Source organism: Mariprofundus sp. EBB-1, assembly GCF_003665155.1.
In the GTDB taxonomy this organism is placed as follows: Bacteria; Pseudomonadota; Zetaproteobacteria; order Mariprofundales; family Mariprofundaceae; genus Mariprofundus.
This window is the reverse complement of the sequence record NZ_RCFQ01000028.1, coordinates 1-18,602: the sequence shown is the minus strand read 5'-3', so window position 1 is coordinate 18,602 and position 18,602 is coordinate 1. Positions and strand designations below refer to the sequence as shown.

14 protein-coding genes are annotated in these 18,602 nt (G+C 42.9%); all 14 read left to right on the top strand.

The annotated features are described in order from the left end of the window. Positions 1-59 precede the first annotated feature (59 nt). Positions 60-4,997, top strand: a complete 4,938-nt coding sequence (locus D8Y20_RS10765; protein ID WP_121543604.1) for an OmpA family protein — start codon at positions 60-62, stop codon at positions 4,995-4,997. Positions 4,998-5,062: 65 nt separating this feature from the next. Beyond that, positions 5,063-5,443: a hypothetical protein gene (locus D8Y20_RS10760; protein ID WP_121543602.1), complete on the top strand. Its 381-nt coding sequence runs from the start codon at positions 5,063-5,065 to the stop codon at positions 5,441-5,443. Between the two features lie 151 nt (positions 5,444-5,594). Beyond that, positions 5,595-6,833 carry a hypothetical protein gene (locus D8Y20_RS10755; protein ID WP_121543600.1) on the top strand — a complete coding sequence of 413 codons (1,239 nt, stop codon included), beginning with the start codon at positions 5,595-5,597 and terminating at the stop codon, positions 6,831-6,833. Between the two features lie 160 nt (positions 6,834-6,993). Continuing rightward, complete coding sequence (locus D8Y20_RS10750; RefSeq protein ID WP_121543598.1) at positions 6,994-10,248, top strand: caspase family protein; 3,255 nt, start codon at positions 6,994-6,996, stop codon at positions 10,246-10,248. Then, positions 10,245-10,676 (top strand): nucleotidyltransferase domain-containing protein, encoded by a 432-nt coding sequence (locus D8Y20_RS10745; protein WP_121543596.1) that lies wholly within the window; start codon positions 10,245-10,247, stop codon positions 10,674-10,676. The genes D8Y20_RS10750 and D8Y20_RS10745 overlap by 4 nt, the downstream gene beginning before the upstream one ends. Then, entirely contained in the window at positions 10,673-11,089 is a 417-nt protein-coding gene (locus D8Y20_RS10740) for a DUF86 domain-containing protein (protein WP_121543594.1), read from the top strand. Before D8Y20_RS10745 ends, D8Y20_RS10740 begins: the two co-directional genes overlap by 4 nt. An 8-nt stretch (positions 11,090-11,097) precedes the next feature. Then, positions 11,098-11,586: a hypothetical protein gene (locus D8Y20_RS10735; protein ID WP_147434059.1), complete on the top strand. Its 489-nt coding sequence runs from the start codon at positions 11,098-11,100 to the stop codon at positions 11,584-11,586. A gap of 148 nt (positions 11,587-11,734) precedes the next feature. Then, positions 11,735-12,742: a hypothetical protein gene (locus D8Y20_RS10730; protein WP_121543590.1), complete on the top strand. Its 1,008-nt coding sequence runs from the start codon at positions 11,735-11,737 to the stop codon at positions 12,740-12,742. A 2-nt stretch (positions 12,743-12,744) separates the two neighbouring features. Next, positions 12,745-13,479, top strand: a complete 735-nt coding sequence (locus tag D8Y20_RS10725) for a tetratricopeptide repeat protein (protein ID WP_121543588.1) — start codon at positions 12,745-12,747, stop codon at positions 13,477-13,479. A 54-nt stretch (positions 13,480-13,533) separates the two neighbouring features. Continuing rightward, on the top strand, positions 13,534-14,250 hold the full coding sequence (locus D8Y20_RS10720) for a FecR domain-containing protein (protein WP_161957623.1): 717 nt from the start codon (positions 13,534-13,536) through the stop codon (positions 14,248-14,250). 83 nt (positions 14,251-14,333) lie between these two features. Further along, positions 14,334-16,628: a hypothetical protein gene (locus D8Y20_RS10715; RefSeq protein ID WP_121543584.1), complete on the top strand. Its 2,295-nt coding sequence runs from the start codon at positions 14,334-14,336 to the stop codon at positions 16,626-16,628. 288 nt (positions 16,629-16,916) lie between these two features. After that, a complete protein-coding gene (locus D8Y20_RS10710) occupies positions 16,917-17,750 on the top strand; it encodes a carboxypeptidase-like regulatory domain-containing protein (RefSeq protein WP_121543582.1) in 834 nt (277 codons plus the stop codon). After that, positions 17,741-18,367, top strand: coding sequence for a hypothetical protein (locus D8Y20_RS10705; protein ID WP_121543580.1), 627 nt, complete (start codon positions 17,741-17,743; stop codon positions 18,365-18,367). Before D8Y20_RS10710 ends, D8Y20_RS10705 begins: the two co-directional genes overlap by 10 nt. Before the next feature lie 31 nt (positions 18,368-18,398). Then, positions 18,399-18,602, top strand: a 204-nt coding sequence (locus tag D8Y20_RS10700) for a protein kinase (protein ID WP_147434058.1), incomplete at its 3' end; no start/stop codon positions are given.

Sequence of the window (18,602 nt, the reverse complement as noted above, 5' to 3'; positions counted from 1 at the left end):
TAGTTTACAAACTACATCGTCATTGACAGGGTATTGTGATAGATGTATTAGGAGAGTTTATGCTGAAAATATTAACTATACTTATTTTGTTGACTGTTTCAATGACGCCAGTTGTACAAGCGTCTGAATACCCAGATGAATTTTCAGAAAGTACAATAGCAGAGCTTTTCGAACGATCAATTCATACCCCTAGTCTCAGTGAAAAAAAGATGCTACGTAGTTATGTGGCAAAGAAGTCACCGAATTCTCCGGAGGGGATGTTTTCGCAAGCTGCCGTGGCCGGTTATGAGGGGGATGAACAGCGGCAGGTGGAGGCATTGAAAAATTGTGTTTCCCGCTATGGGAATAAAGCAAAAGCCTGTATAGCAAATCTTTTTTACCATATTGATGTTGACGAAGATTATTTATCTTTAGCTGAACAATCTCTTCAGGATGATCCATCTGCTTATGGGTATTGGTTATTTACCAATGCAGCTTTTGAATTTAAAGCGCCGCAGCAGGATGAGTATATACAACGCTGGAGGGCCCGAGTGCCTGCAGATGTGATTGATTATATTCGTGCCAGCGTGTTGAGATCCGACAAAAAGTATGTTGAATCAGCAGAATTATTCTACAAAATATTCAGCAATAGCCATGAACATTTTATTGTTTCTAGTTCATATGAAAAGTGGGTTGGTATTCAATTGGATCACTTGATGGGTTCATCACTATCTACTCAGGAAAAAGCTGGTCGAATTACCGAACCATTGCAGGGAATCATTCAAAACTTAATGAGTTCGAAGTATGGCAGAGAATCAATTAGTGAAATGATGATAATGCTAGCTGAACGTTATGAGAAGAGATTTAAAGCAGAGTCTGATGCTCTGAGCCTGTACAAGTTATCATTGAATTTTCATCCGACTGTTGAAACTTATCTGGCAATGGCTCGATTAAAGAACTCTTTTTCTTCTGGATATCAGCATCTGGAAGCACTGGAAATTCTCGAGCGGGGATTGCAGATGTTCCCGAATCAGGATCAGATGGAAGCTGCTATTGCAAAGATTCTATTTGAAAATGGTGATCTGGATAATCATGAGCAAAGGGCAAGGGATTATTTTCAACGCAGTATCAGACATGCTTATATTAATAAGGACAAGGTTAAACATCTCAATAGTCGCGCTGATATGGCGATTGCTACACTCGATTTTGATGAGATGTACAAGACACTCCAGTCATATATCGGGCTTGGACATGATGATCAGTTACATTTTATGATGTATAGGAACCGTCTGGCAGCTCAGGATTTTGAGCAGGCACTTGTTCATTTGGATCGCCATTGTTCATTGAAGGGGGGAGATACAGTCAGGTTGTACAAATATGAGCGCCTCGACCTTCTACGATATATGGCTAATAAGAAGAAAGTGGATACGTACACTAAAACTCACCCCTTTCTGCAGAAATGGGAGAAACAATTTGGTCAGGCACTTAAAATCAATGTGCATTTTAGCTCAGGTTCGGACGTCATTCCTCAGTCAGATTATTCCAGTCTTGATCAAGTGGCGAGATTGCTGACAGATGCTCAGGCACAGGATTATATTTTCGCAGTAGACGGACATACCGATGGACAAGGCTCCTCTGCTACAAATCAAAAGCTATCATTGCGCCGGGCACATTCAGTTGCGAATTATTTTATTAGCAAACATGGTATTTCAGCTGGTCGCTTGCAGGTGCATGGTTATGGTGAGTCTTTTCCTGTAGCCAATAATATGACTGCAACTGGCCGCTTGCAGAATCGGAGGGTTGCATTGTCGCCAATTGGTAAGGTAGGAGAGCCTTCAATATCGTATAGCACTTTCATGGATTTTAGTTACAAGAGCATTTCTCCTGATGGCCGTTATATAGCTTCTGGTACCATGCCGACATTGATTTGGGATATGGATAAACATGTCGCAGTCCGTTCTCTTGGGCGTTCAGGGTCCAAGTCATTTTCTCCGAATGGTAGGTACGTTGCAACTATAAGTCGTTACACAAACACTGATGCTTCTGTGAGTTCGGCTGTGATTGTTTACGATACCAAATCTGGACTTCCATTGATTCAGCAACCCGTCATTTCTTCGAGAACGTCAGGTATAAGCTGGGCCCCAGACAGTAGTAAGTTTCTCCTTGGTGGTTTTGGACTCTCTGGGATGTGGGTTTTTGATATGGAGAAAAAGAGGCCTGTCAGATGGGTGAATGCATGGGCAAACCAAGGTGCAGGAAGGGCTGTTTGGGGAAAAATGGGTAGGTATATCTTTAATGTGGCTGGCATAAGTGGAAAAATAAGTGTTCTAAATGCTCAATCCTATGATCTTGAACGAGAAATTGATGTGCCTGGAACGTGGATTTTCAATCTTGCTATCAGTGGGGATGGTCGCAAACTCACATATCAGGATAATTATGATCAGCAACATTTTTGGGATATCGATACATGGCAGGAGATGAAGGCAGTTAAACAGGTGAGTTATGCAGAAGCTATTGCTGATTCGTCTCTTTTTCTGATGAAAATGAAAGATGAGTCGTATGTCCATTACAACTCAGATACAGGAGAAATCAAGCAGAATCCGCCGGTTAGTAAATATATGCAAAAGGGGATTAGTTATAAGGAGGCCCCGCATGGTAACAGAGCATACCTCTTTGATAAAAAGGCAGCCTCCATCAAGTTGTTGGATACTGAGAGTATGACTATCAAGGATCAGAAAACATTTGAATCCTCTGCTGCCTGGAATAGCTATGCTTATAAGGAGCGTGGTCTTCTAGCTATTTTTGATATGAAAGGTGTCAAAGTGCTGGATACAGCAAGTGGTCGCGTAGTTCATCTATGGAAGAGTGAAGGTGTTTCTCTCTCTACTCAGCTGGAACAAGGCTTTTTGACATTAGAAGGCAAGAGTTTTTATCGTTACAATATAGTTGATTATACCCGAACACATGTAGCTGATGCTGAGTTTAATGTGAAGAGTTTCACTTACCATCAGGGAGTGCTTGTAGTGGCAGGCTCTGTTAATAATGAATCTAATGAAATGATCTTCGAGGTTTATCGATTGTCAAATAGTGAGCGAATGCATCGTTATACCGTTCCTTTGCGTACCTCACATTTACGCTACAGAAAGACAACATCTGATAATGGTTTGACTGGGGTCGAGTTCTCACCTGATGGTACAATCATTTATTTTGCCACTAAATGGGTTGAGAAAGGTTATGGATGGACCCGTTCCAAGTATTTGCGCTCTCTCAATCTGGCCAATGGAGATGTAAGGGATGTTGTTCACTTCAAGAATAATGGTATTAGTGATATTGAAATAAATAAAGATGACCCTGAGGCGCCAATTTTGTTGGCGAGCGATGGGCAGAATGATGGCAGAGTCTACCAATATACTCGAGCGGGCGAATATAAAGGTACTGCAAAGTATTCGAAATGGGAACTCAGAGAGCAGGTGGATGGTATGCAACTGGTTTATGGTAAATCCTATCTGGAGCTGAAAAAACTAGGTAGCAGCTCCAAGCGAACCTTAAGTGTGGATTATACTATTACCAAAGCACATATGTTCCCAAAAAATAATCTATTGGTCATTCTGTATAAAGATAATCATGTTGAATATTTTGACCTTAAACAGCTGAAAAAAGTTTTGAGCATTGTACTCGAAGGGGATGGCGAATGGTTTGCCTATAATGGTCAGGGGTATTTCACCAGTTCGATATATGGGGCTGATAATGTTTATCTGGGTATTGGCGATACACAGTTAAACATTCGAGATGCTGCTGCCCATATGGAACGACCAGGATTGATTGCCAATCAATTGCGTTCTGTAGCATCTGATGAAGCAGGGAGCACTGGAGAAGATGACCATACATTAGCGCAGCAAAGTAAACAGATGTTTCTTTCACACTATAAAACGGAGCTGTTGTCTCTGGCCAGGGGAAAATCGTCAAGTGGGACTTATCTCATGCGCGTGAAGGTGAGTTTGAAGGATAAAGGTGCTGACAAACCCAGGGTTGCTTATATGCATAACGGCAGGACTTTTGCGTTGCGAGGCATTAAGATCAAGAGTATTAAAGAGTCCGAAAATAGTTACCTTTTTGAACAGGAGTTTAAGCTTGAAGAAGGGACTAATGCACTTCGTGCCTGGGTTGATATTGATGGGCTTCGTGTTAGTCCCGTTGAGGCATATATAGAGAAAGTAGCCAAGCCTGTTGCTTCACACTCTGCAGCTGGTAGCGATGTTCATCTATGGTATTTCGGAGTTGGTGTCTCTGAGTATGCAAAAACAGAGATGAATCTGGATTATGCTGATGCCGATGCTCAGTCACTTGGCGAAGCGCTGAAAAAACAGCAAGGAAAGCTCTTTCGTGAAGTCCATGTTAAGGTACTGAAGAATAGCGATGCGGATGCAAGAAGTATCAAAGTGGAGATGAACAAGTTTCTGCGCCAAGCATCGAGTAATGATGTGATCCTGATTTTCCTGGCAGGTCATGGTGTCCAGGATTCAGATCAGTCACTCTACTTTATGCCCAGCGATGGGGATTATGCTGTACCATATTCAGGTATTGATGTTGCCGAATTTAACCGTTTTTTACGCAATCGACCGCGCAATCAGAAAGCGTTACTTTGGATTGATATCTGTCATGCCGGAGCTTTGGGGAATAAGGATTGGAAAACACGGGGCAGACTCTCATCTGCAGATGTCATGCAGGAACTGGCGAACGGAACGGGCATCGGTGTGCTTGCATCTTCAACAGGGCGTGAATCATCACTTGAGTCGCGTGACTTTTCTGGAGGGCATGGTGCCTTTACCGCGGGTTTGTTGAAAGCTCTCGATGGTGAAGCCGACCGAAAATCAGGCAATAATGATGGCACGGTCAGTCTGCTGGAGTTGCAGAGTTATGTCTCACGCTATGTACCAACGATCACTGATGGGCAACAACACCCAACGAGTCCTGAGATGAGTAATCTGCGTGATTTCCCAGTGGCATTGAGCTTCTAATTGAGAGTGATGTGCATGGTTAACTGTTTGCAAGCTCTTCTTTTACACTGGCTGGTGAAGAAACGTTGCCTGTTGACTGGGTTCATGGCGAGATTGCGGTGAAAGGTGTCGGGTTTGTTCCAGAGAGGTTCCATGGCTATAGGGACCCAAATGCATTCAGACTACACGTACGCAAAAGTGCGAGAATCAATGCTAAAAGAAATATGTGGGAAGCAGTATTGCTATTGCAAGTGGATGAAAAGCATCGGGTAAGAGATTTGATTCTGGATGATGATCATTTAGGCGCAGAGCTTGCCGATGAAGTGAAGCATGCAGATGTAATGAGTGAGCGTTTTAATGCCGATGGTTCCTGCGAGGTGTCAGTGAGTCTTCCTCTGCGGCGATTGGGCGAAATAATTGGTAAGCTGAAAGGTTTTGACAGGTTCATGGAAAATGAATCGGCTTAGGCCGATTTAACAGATTAAAAGTAAGATGTGACACTTTGGGGTGCTAAACTGATTGTTGGCGGGGCTCATGGGAGGATATGGTGAATCGTATAGGGTGGTTTTCGTGTTGCGATAAGCTGGATGTTCGAAAAGATAGTAATTGGGAGTGTTTATGAAAAGTAACAAGGGATTCAAGGTCGTTAGCTCGTTGTTGATGTTGTTGTGGGCTGGCCCACTGTATGCGGGTATTAGTACCACAGATGGAAAAAGTGAGATCTGTGCGACAGGGATTAGTATTGGCGAGCAGAAAAAAGCGATGGTAGCTTCAATTATAGATGGATTGAGAAATATTCAAGAGATAGAGAACCCAGCAAAGAAAGTTAGTCTAGATTCTGAGCCTGAAACCTTAACTGTTAATAATGATATGGTGATGCGGTCATTACAAAAATCTAATGGTCATAGGTTATATTCTATTACGCAAATGGACGAAGATTCAGTGATATTGTACGATAAGGTTGTGTTGACTCTTAGGGGAGCTAAGGAAAATTATGTCGTAAGAGATTCTGAATTAGTTGCGCCGTCTGGAGAAAAAATAAACTTTTCTGCGCATAAAGTGAACGGTAAACATTACCGTTATATGCTGGAGGGTTTCACCGGTGAAGTGGATTTCACAATTTCAGATGATGGGATAATTGAATCAACACTTTGCAAATCAACTGCATTCAAAGCAATGCCAACAGGGTTGTTTGTGGATGCCCGAAAATTAAAACTGAAACCAGGGTCTGCGTTTCAAATAGTCGATGATCACGGTAAAAAAGTGTATCAGGGGGATGTCTCTCTTTATTCAGAATCACTTTCCGGAAACTCAAAGTTTGAAGTGATAGACAATAAAGAGACTGCACATAATCCGGGCTGGAATGCTGCACTTGTAGAAGCAGTTCGAGTAGTGAACGGAAACAAACTGGTCATCAGAAATAAAGATGCAGAAAAACTGGCTTCGTTACTTGGTATGAAAGGCGCTCTTGCTAAAGGTGCGGTGGCGGTGGCGGTTCAAGGTCCTGATGCCACAGGCTTGATTATTGATGCCACAGGTACAGAGCTTCGTACAGCACTTTATCCTCGAATCTTGGATGAAAATGGTCATGTGGTTTTTTCCAGTGCAATGGTAGTCAAAGAAAAAGGGAACAGTATTAATGGTTATGCACTTTCAATTTCTGAAGCAAAAGAGATGCCTCGTGTTGGTACTAAGCCTATGGTTATCAAGGTGATGAAATTGAGTGATGAGAATTCCGATGTAGTGATTAGTCATGCCGATGCAAACAAAATTGCCAAAAGAGGTGGAATGAAGGAAGCCCTGCATCATGCCCGTGTAGTTTTTGCACTAGGTGATCCTAAGTCACGTACTCGCTAGTCGGCGTGATGAAGGTAAGCCAGGTTGAACTGGGAAATTATTCCAAAACAGAATCCAAACAGATCGCCAAAGGTTTTGGGGCATGAGCAGGAGCCGTTGATTATCACAACGGGCAAGATAATCCTGTGTATCGATTGCAGTGAAACAAGGAAGTGAATACGTGAAAACAATTTTAGTTGGACTGATGTTTGGATTAATAGGCCTTATGCCGCCAATGGCGATAGCGGATGAAAAGCTTGAGATATTTATGCAGCAGGGGCATACCGATAGTGTGTCGGCGCTCGATTACAGTTCAGATGGTCAATTTATACTCTCTGGAAGTTGGGATAAAACAGTAAAATTATGGCATATCGACTCTGGCAGAGTTCTACGTACCTTTCACTTGGACTCGCCTGTGAAAGATATTAGCTTTACTAGTAGTCTGAGAAAATTTGTAGTAGGGAATTCTAAAACTTCAACGCTAGATATTGCTACTGAAAATAAAATGATCGCCGATAAAATAGGCTTTCCATTGGCAATGAGCTTGGATGGAAAGTGGGCTTTAACAGAAGGGAACGCCCCCCACGAAGCTGAAAAAGGTGCAATTCTGGAGCTCTGGAATATTGCGTCTAACACGAAAATTAAGGGGTTTATCGGGCATGCTGCTGAAATAACCTCCGCACGTTTTAGTGCGGATGGAAAAACCATTGTTTCTGCTGATAAGGATCAAAACATCAAGGTTTGGAAAGTTCCTTCCGGGGAAGAAATTGGCAGTTTATCGACAGGCTTATTTTTTGGAATAAATAATGATACAGTAAATGATGTGGCGATCAGCCCTGATGGTGCCTATGGAGTATATGGGAATCAGGCTGGCGAGTTAAGGATTTGGGATGTAATTACCGGGGAGTCTATTCGTATTCTTAAGATACCGTATGATAGGCAGCGTGGTGAGGTTGCAGTTGAAGGGGTCGAATACGCTTTAGATGGAAAAAAGGTATTAGGATTCAATGATAAAGAGTTGTCGGTTTGGGATGTTGATTCAGGGAATGTTGTAAAGCATTTTTTCGCTGGAAATGATTTTATTGCATCTGCAACTTTTAGCCGTGATGGCAAAAGTATTGCGATAGGAACGGCAAATGGTATTATACATCTTAGTGGCCTGGGCGTTAAGCAAAGTGAAAAAATACTATCGGGTGTCTCATCTAAGAAAAATTATTCCGATACCAATGTTGAACTTCTTGGTTTTAACTCAGATGAAAGGACCCTGAGGTTTCTTCAAGGTTCAGATCTAGGATCCTGGGATCTATCTACTGGCGAGCTGGCTGATTACCGAGGTTCTTTTTCAAAGGGTTCTGCGACCTTAAGTCAAAATGGAAATTTAATATATCAAATTAGAAACTATAATGAACTCTGGTATACAAATATAGCTACTAATAAGCAAGAAAAGTTATTTAAAGTTAAAGACTACTTTTCAGCACTATCCGTTAGTGCTGATGGTGAAAATGTTGTATATTCCACACTTGAAGACTTTAGTGTAAAAGTGTGGAATTTGAGGTCTGGCAATAAAGTTCAAACATTTGGGGCCAGTTACTTTGGCTTGGGTGAAGGTCATTCAGAGCGCGTGACGGAGCTAGTTTTTAGTCCTGATGGAAGATATGTGGCCTCTGGAAGTGATGATCACACAATTAAATTATGGGACGTATCTACTGGAGAAATAGTTCGAGATTTTAAAGGTCTACCCTGGAGGATAAATAACGTCTCATTCAGTGAAGATGGAAAAAAAGTATTAGGTTCCGCTCTAAAAATGTTAATGCAATGGGATCTGGAAACTGGACGTGAAATACATTCATACGAAAATATTGATTTTATTGCATATAACCCAATGCGTGACCTGGTGCTTTTACAGGAAGATATTAGAGGGTCAGGAAGTTTAAAACATTTACAGGTTATGAATGTTTCTAATGGAAAGAAATTGCCTTTTTTTGAAGGCGATTTAAGCAATGTGAGTTCGGCACTATTTAGCCGGGATGGAAAACAAGTAATAACGGTAGATGCCAGATCATTAATTCGAATTTGGAATGTTGAGAATGGTGCGGAAATTTTAAGCATGATTAACCTGAATTATGGAGAATGGATCTCTATTACTCCAGAAGGTTTTTTCAACGCTTCGTCGCCCAAAGCATCGCAAAATTTAAATGTTCGTATCGGTAATGAAGTCTATGGAGTTGATCAGTTTTATGATCGTTTTTATAGGCCTGATTTGGTCGCAATGGAACTGACAGGTGAAAAGAGTGGCCAAGTAAAACTCGTTGTAAAAAAGGTTGATCTTCATCAGGTGGTAGCAGCAGGTGCACCACCAAGAGTTACATTTGTCTCACCATCATCAGATAAATCCTCCGTGCGTGATGTTGAAGTGGTTGCATCATTGATTGAGCAGGACGGTGGCATCGGCAGAGTTGAGTGGAAGCTGAATGGTTTGACAGTAGGCGTGATGGAGCCTGGGCGCGGGATTACGATTAAAGGTACTGCGCCTGTTAAAGAGGGCATTCGATTATCGCGGACGCTTACACTTGCACCGGGAGATAATACTATCGAAGTGGTGGCCTACAGTAAGATGGGCATCGCTTCCAACCCTGCAACGCTTTCGTTGAATCTAAAAGACGCGATTTCCGAGAAGCCAGCTTTGCATGTGCTTGCTGTGGGCGTGAACAAGTATCGGGATAAAACCCTCTGGCTGAATTATTCGGTGCCGGATGCCAAATCATTGGCGGATTCGATGAAGGCATCGGGGACGTCGATTTTCACCCATGTGGATATTACACGGATTTATGATGCCGATGCGACGAAATCAGGAATCGAAGCTGCCTTTAAGAAAGTGGCCGATACGGCTAAGAGCAATGATGTATTTGTCCTCTACCTGGCTGGTCACGGCATCACTATGGATGGCCGATATCATTTCCTGCCGGTGGATTTCCGCTATGTAAATGAGGATTCAGTACGCACTGCTTCAATTAATCAGGGAGATCTGCAACGCTGGATGGCCGATATTCCAGCCATGAAAAATCTTGTGTTGCTCGATACCTGCAATTCCGGCTCATTCGTGGATGCACAGGTGGTGACGCGTGGTCTGGCTGAGAAAACCGCCATCACCAAACTGATTCGTGCCACGGGTCGCGCGGTGATTTCCGCCTCATCGGATACGCAGGTGGCATTGGAAGGATATAAGGGGCATGGCGTATTCACCTGGGCATTGCTGCAATCGTTAAAGAATGCAGATAAACAGAACGGCAACAAAGATGGTGTTACATCAACTGCTGAGATTGCCTCATTCATCAACAGTACCGTACCGGATTTGACCTACAAAAAATGGGGCTATGAGCAGGTGCCGCAGGTGAATCTGCATGGACGGGAATTCCCTGTTGGAGTGGTGCAATGATAAAGGTGTTGGATAATCACGTGGAAGATAAACTTATTGAGGCTGTAACTAGCCATTTTCCTGATGTGCAGGCAATATATCTCTTTGGTTCATGGGGTACTGAATATATGCGAGAGGAGAGTGATGTGGATATCGCACTGTTACTCCCTCATAAAAAGGCCAAAGAGTCGAAGTCGCTGCAGATGAGTCCGTTGCAGTTTGAACTGGAGAAACTGTTCAAACGAAATGTGGATCTGATCAATCTTCGACAAGTTTCCACGGTATTGCAGAAAGAGATTATTTTGGCAGAGCGCAGAATGGATTGCAGAGATGAAAATGCCGCTGCTGAATTTGAAATGATGACGGCATCCTATTATCAAAAACTTAATGAAGAGAGGGCATCCATTCTGATTGATGCACAAAGAACGGGAGTATTTTACCAGCAATGAATGATGTTGTATTCAATAAGAAAGAGAGCCTTGAGCGATGTATTGCACAGATTCGCAACTATTACGCGGCACCATCGGATATTGTGTTTGAAAAAGACTATATGAAACAAGATGCTATTGCCGTGAATTTACAGCGTGCATGCGAGCAGTGTATTGATATGGCCAATCATGTTATCAGAGTAAAAAAATTGGGTTTGGTTAAAGCTAGCCGAGAAAGTTTTGAGGTATTAGCACGTGAGCAGCTGATTTCAGAAGAACTGGCAGCAAAATTAACGGGTATGGTGGGATTCCGAAATACACTGGTTCATCAATACCAGACATTGGATATTGAGCTGATGAAAAGGGTGATTGAAAACCACCTTGATGACCTTTTAGGCTTTAGTCGGATCATGATGGATGCAGTTGCAGCTTAATGAATAAGATGAAAACACTTTTCTCATTGCTACTGACGCTACCGTTAATTGCTTGCTCCGATCAACAGGGAGAAATAGTTCATGATGATCTAATTCCATCTTATGATAAGGCATTTATCTCTTGTGCTGATGGGGTGTTGCATCTTACAGGCAAGGCGATAAAACCGGCGAATATATCGGCTCAGCGCTGGGCGGTGATGGCGTCACGAGTCAGCCACGCAGATGCTCAGGATATATGTGCCGGTGCTTTGGAGCATGTGAGACTGGGAGCGAAGTCGGGTGTGAGTGATTTGTATGAATTTCGAACGAAAAATAGTGATTTTTCCCCTCCAGTTCAAATCACTTCAATCTGTCAGGCTACGGTACGTGATGGTAAAGCACGTTTGGTTGATGAGCAGATGAGCCTGCAGAGCTATACTATTTCAGCTGACATGTTGGCTGAGCAACTCCCCGGCTACATGTTTGCATGTGATACCGTTGAGCAACCGAGCGGATAGTGCTGCTGAAATAAAGTTTTCTATTTTTGTCCTGTTAGCAGGTATCTTTTGCCATGTTGAGCCTGTTGTCTAAGTTTCTGATTTTTAGCTTGAATTGATGTTTAAAAGATATTGTCTATATTAAAGGTCCTTCGATGGGAGTGAAATGATGAAAAGTATTTTGGCGTTATTTTTATTAATGATGATGGGTTCATCGATAAGCTCTGCAGAACAAATGACGGGCATGGACTGGAAGCGTGGCGAAATATCAGCAATTGGTATTGGTGTGCCTCCTGAGCGTGCTATCAGCAAGGCCCAGGGAAATGCTCTGGCTTGTAGAGCCGCTAAACTAGATGCATTGCGCAATCTGCTGGAGACCTCCCAAGGGGTTCGGGTCGATAGTGTTACGTTGGTCAAAGATGCGATGGTAGAGAGTGATCTTATTCGGTCGGCTGTAAAGGGATTGGTGAAAGGAGCCCGTGAAGAAAACCGCAGTTTGATGTCTGATGGATCATGCGAAGTGAGACTTGTGATGCCTGTTGCGGGCCAAATGTTTTCAGCATTAATCTCTGAAGAAGAATATTATAAAAGAGTGGGAGATAATAGGTCTAGCAAGGTTGATTTCTCTGAACGAATGCAAGAGCTGGCTAGCTATTTGGCTGAGTATGGTTTAGTTGGAGAGGCTCATGCTGGAATTGTGCCGGAGATAAAGATTGAAGATGATTCGCAGTTGAAGCTGGCTAAACAATTGATGGAAACTTTTTCTGAAAAAGGAGATCAGCTCGCTTCTACGTTAATGCAAAGCGCAATCAGGGCATACGAAGAGGTCAGTGGCTTTACCGGAATTGTAATTGATGCATCTCACCTACCAACTTTTAGTGCAGCGATGTTGCCTTTGATACGGGATCATGAAGGTAGAAAATTATATCCTAACAAAAATACTACATATGAGGTGGTTCGAAATCGAATGCCATTCTCCTACGAAATGAATGTGAACGATGCAATGACGAGCGACCGGGTTGCCAATAAACCTTTGGTGATTAAAGCCACTTCGACGTACAAATCTAAACGCTCTGATTTGGTGCTTGATGAGGCTGGCGTAAAACGATTCGTCGCAGTGATTCAACAAGGTGGTTTGGATAAAAAGGCCAAGATTATGATTGTGTTGGCTGATTGATCATGGTGAATAGGTTAATCTATTTTGTGGGGCTGTTTGTTTTGTTATGCCTCAGCTCAATTGCGCATGCTGAGGTATTGTCTGAGGGGGATTTAGAAAAGTATTTGAAAAATGAGAATAGAGCTGTCGTGGGAGGAGGGAAGTTTATCGATTATGGAGAGTATGATCACGCCAATCAGTTGTTGTCTCGAGCGATTATTCTTTTCCCTGAGAATTCGATGCTTGCAGCACTATATGGAAAATCACTCTATTTCACAGGCAACAAAGATCTTTCTGAAACATATTTGATGGATGCTCTTTCCTTTAATCCTGAAAATAGGATGGCACAAAGCTTTATAGAACATATTCGACGGGTAAGAACACTCACTGAGAGCGAGGAGGCTCAAGAGTGGGATAGTATTATGAAAGATAAAATAGGTGATTTGATCGTGTTTGTACTGAGCATCTGGTTGGGCACCTCGTTTAATTCTATCTGGCGTTATTTTCTGAGGAAGTGGCGCTGGCATCAGGCGAAACGCAGTTATGTGCAACAGGATTATGATGATGTGGTACGTATCCTGGAGTCTCATGTGATCGAGATGGAACAGGAGTCGATCAATAAATGTTTACAGTTTATGCTATCAAAGAATCACGACGTAGATACAGTAGGTAAAGTATTGACAGAATTTGTAGTGCGGGAAGAGGATTTGAAGGTGTTGCTACGTAGCCTGGAACTGCTTGAGACAAAACAAACCTGATTACCGGAGATTTGAATAATGCAATGTCGTAGCAAATTTATAGTTATTGCACTGATGTCACTGTTAATCGGTTTTTCAGGGCTTGCCATTGCTGAAGATAACAATGGCCTGGTTACCATTATTAAGGGTGAAGCAAATAAACGTTCTGTTGCTGGGCATTGGAAAGGGTTAAAAGAGCAGGAAAAGGTGATTACCGGTGAGCGGGTACGTACTTTTGAGAAATCTCTGGCAGAGATCGTCATCCATGAAACGCAGAAAATTCGACTGGGGCCTGAAACTACCGTTGATTTTCAGCGGGTATTTGAAGAGGGTGAAAAAAAGGTAAGCGAGCTTGATCTGATGGAAGGTGACCTCTGGGCTGAGATCGAGAAGCTGGATGAAGACTCCTCTTTTGAGGTGAGCAATAAACTGGCTCATGCCACGGTACGTGGCACAATATTCAGTCTGCATGCAGATAAAAACAGTGCGACCCTGAATGTTTACCGGGGAGCTGTAGAAGTTAGTGGTGAACAACAATTACAAACAACCGTGCGGCCTTCATTGCAGCAGGAGATGAACACACGACATGTGAATGAACCTGTAGAAATAGCAGGGCCACATGAGGTACAAGGGCCGAAAGAGGTTACACTGAAAGAGTGGATGCAGATTATTAAAGCGATGCAGCAGATTGTTATATCTAAAGATGGTTCATGGCAGGTGCATGACATTGATAAAAGCGAGCGTCAACAGGTTCACTGGGATGAGTGGAGCCAGGCAATACAGCGGCATTGATGTGATTATTTACGATGCGTTTTTGAAAAGCGTTTCTCTTGGTTGAGAAAAAAACAGTTCGATTAAAAAAATGGTGGTGGTTTTTGCCACTGTTATTTCTCTTCCTTGTTCCATTGCTGTTTACCAAAACATGTTTAAACAATGAACGCGTTCGCCAAGAAATCCTCTCTTATGCACAACAGCAAGGTCTAGTTCTCTCTTATGGGGAAGTGACTGCATTCAGTTGGTGGGATGGTATTGCGGTTGATTATATGCATCTGGAGAAAAATGGTGCTGGCGTTGATTTAACAGATATATCTTACCTGCTTGTGGGTGATCTGCATGTGGCAGAAGCCATGTTTTCTGTTGATGCCTCAATGTTTGATGCCAATAAGGACGCATCAATAGATACAATGTCCATTGATCCGAGCTTACTTGCCCTGATTCCCGAACGTTCACATATTGATATGATGCACATTGAGGCAGGTCGGGGCAGTTATAAGGGCTCTGTTGAACTGGTTGTTCATGCTAAACAGGAAATGATTAACGTTTCACTGCAGGGGCAAGGGCAGTGGCAAGAGGATGAACAACAGGAACCTTTAACCGGCTCTGTGCAAACTGTATTCAGTCTTGCCTTGTCACAAGGGCGTTTAGATATGCCCGAACTGGCTATAAAAAATGAGGCGACGGAGCTCATGGTTACAGGTTTACAGATAGAAGCGATTTTCTCTCAACCTGATGTGTCGATTACTCATATTTTAGTAAAGAGTGATGTCGATCCCTATATACATCTGTTAGCAGAATTAGCTCCCCAGCTCTCCCGTTTCCAGCATGTTGAGCTAGATGCCGATGATTTCAGGTATGGTATTAATGAGGCTACTTTGCTCTTAAAACTGCTCCTGCTGAAAACGGCAAATGATGGTGTTGCTGAGCTTACCGGTCCGGTGAAATGGCGCATGCAGAATAAGATATCCCTGCTGGAGAGTGATGATCTCGCACTCAAACTTTCGATACCCGATCCACAAACTTGGGGAATCACAATACCTGAAGAAATTCAGTTCACTGGTCATTTACGTGGTGGTCTGAGTGTTGCAGAGAGTGGGGGAATGGCCCTTAATAATTTTGATATGAACAGTTTGATAAAGCTAGGTGAGAAACGGTGGCTGGCTGATTTTATGGCTGATTCGCTAAAGATTGATAATGACCGCGTGATACTGGGCAAGGCAGATATCAAGCTGATAGGTGATGAGTCGACGAGCATAGCAGGAGAGCAGCTTAGAGCAGGGAAATACCTTTTGACACTATCCCGGACTACATTGGATTTAAGCGATCTGAAAAAGCTTGACTGGCAAACTTCGGCCGATGTTGATGTTGCGATTCAGGGTATGCCCGCATTGGTTGGACACCTGGACTCAACAGGGATACGTCAGTCTGATCGAACCGAGTTCACTACTCTGAATCTAACGCTAATAGAGGGCGAAGTGAATGCTACAATTCAGGGCACACTGCATGATAGTGGTTTGGCCCATCGCTCAAGCCGGATGCAAGGCTCTCTGTCAGTGGGCAGTCTGGCAGCGCTGAAGTATTGGAGTGATTTTCTGCCCGATATGGAGGGGGAAGGGAGAGTGAAGTGGAAGTCTGAGGGGCGTGGTTCAGACAAGGTATATTTGCAGAGTAAGATGAATGTCTCAAAATTTAATTTGAACCTTAACGGTTTGAATCTACAGGGTGGAGAGCTTGATTTGCCGTTCAGACAGCAGTTGAATTTATCAGACTTTAGTTTGAAGAGGGGGCGCATGATGAATGGTGCAGATCTGAGCCGTGTTTCAACTAAATCGCTGCCCGGTTCGTTAAGTTTTAAATTACTGGCCATGGAAGGTTTTGAGCTGACGGATTCACAGTTAGCGATGCAATTCGATGATGGTCTACTGTTGGGTAAAGTGGAGCAGGGAAAATTTTTAGATGGTAATGTGTCCGGTTATTTTCAGCTCTCCATACCAGACAAAGAGATGTCTTTTCCCAAAGCTTTTGCACGTTTCTCGTTGCTGCATGCTGATAGCGCTCGGCTCAACCCCGATTGGCAGGCTGAAGCAAGTCGATTAAATATCTATGCGACCATAAAAAGTGATGGCAGGGATCTCTCGGGTCGCTTGAGTGTACCTGATATTCAGCGTCAGAGTTTGGATCATTTGATTGATTGGCTTGACCCGGATGCAACTAAAGCATCATTGCAAAATATAAAGCAGATGATGGAAAAATATCATTATGCGCCTTCCTCAACCGATGCAAGGCTGCAAAATCAATATGCCGATGTTGATGTGGTGCTAAAATCAAGTGGTGGCAGTAAAATGCATATCCCGATTCACAATCTATCCGTAGGCCATTTGATTGGGCAATAGTGGTATATTGAACGGTCGGTGAAGCCAGAACCATTTTTGTCCAGTTTTAAGGTATGCTGCTCTCTATGCTTTTTTATCACTCCAATCTGTTGAGAAAAGAGTGGTTATCATGTCGATATTGGTCTATAAATCGATATGTAATCACTTAGGGCAGGGGTTCAGGCGCGTTTTATCTCAGCAATGATACATGATATATGTTTGGAGTATGATCAGGGAAAGGTGTTAATAGTTACTTTTTCTGTGTAGCGATCTGTGTGTTGGATAACAATAAAGTTTCGGGAGTAAGTCATGATGAAAATCGGGATAAGGAAAATATCACAATATGCGATGGCATTATCTCTGTTGGTAACGGCAATGCCCATGGCGGGCCAGACGTGTGGATATTTTAAAGATTGTTTTTCCAATGTACGCGGCACAGTGCATGACCGGGAAGACAATACGATTCAACTCGAAGGTGCGAAGGTTGAGTTGCTTGATGCTGATAATCAGGAGCATGTTGTTCGAACGGATGAGTATGGTGATTACACCATTAAAAATATCAGATCTGGCAAGGCAACACTGACCGTTAAAGCAAAAGGTTATCTGAAAAACCAGTTGGAATTGAATATACCTGATTCGGGTACCAAGCAAGTTGATGTAGGCATGGAAAATCGTGAAGGTGGAAGAGTGGTAAGTCTTAAGAAATGGTCACAAGAAGCGACCGACCATTTGCTGAAGCTGGTTAAAGAGCAGGGCTATAAAAACAGTAAAATGATGTTTGTGTTCTGGGATGAAACTTCCAATTGTGCTATGCCATTTGTGGTGACTAAATTTATGACTTACATGAATCAGAAAATGACTGTCGCTACAGATATTCGCATGGTTAACAGGGATGAAAAAATTTCTGAAGCGATCAACAGTGAGATCAAGACTCAGCGAAAAAACCATTCAGATTTTGATAAACGTACACTGGTTCGGTTGGGTAAGAAATACGGAGCCAATGTGGTGGTATATGGTAAGTTTGAGGAAACAAAAAGTGCATATGACGCATTCATGACTGGTTTCGATGTCTCAAAAAACATTTCACTGCCTGGGTTCTCTGAAACGGGGAGAATCAATCGTGGTGATGTAAGTTGTCAGTAAGCTTACTTCGAATTGCCTTTCTGTTTCTTCTCTTATCTGTAGCTGTTACAGATGCTTCAGCAAAGAGTGTGCATGATCTGCGAATGCAGCTGCTTGGCCCTCAGGGGGTTTTGACCAGTCAGGTAGTTGAAGCAATTGAAGGTGATATAAAAACGGGACAACGCCCTTTCTTTGCAATGTCTGAAGTGAAGGTGCAAATCAATGGTCGGACATCTACTGATCCTTCGATTGCCAAACGTATTGAAGAGGTGGTGCTGACTGCATTGACCAGACAGGGGTATTTTCAAAAGGAAAATGACCGGACGGGTGATTTAACCGTTAGATATATCGAGAAAGTGCCTGATAATACCATGTTCTTTCATACTAATCGTATTATGGGGAGCATCCATGTTGCGGTGACACTGGACGCCGAACATAATTTTGAAAAAGGTCCGGTTTTAGTCAAAGACTCGTCGGTTGAAACTATTGCTCTGCGGGTGGGGTTATTTGTTTTTGTAGCTCTATTGCTACTCTTCTTCGGCAGACAGTCAGGTATGATTTATGATTTCGGTTTTCGCGCCGTAGCTGGGCTGCTGGTTGTGGCAACAGGTTGCCTGAGTCTGGGCGGTTTGTTGTAATTGCACAGATGTTTAAATGGAAGGGGATTAAATGTTAAAGCTCGGCAGTAGTTTTTTAAACGGCAAATATACGATTGAGTCAAAGCTCGGTCACGGTAGCTTTGGCGTTGTTTACAAAGCTCTTGAGAAGTTCTCCCAAAAACACGTTGCTATCAAAGAGATTACCGATGATGACTATAAGGAAGCACTGCTCTCCGAGATCGAGCTTATGGCTGGTCTTCATCATCCCAATGTT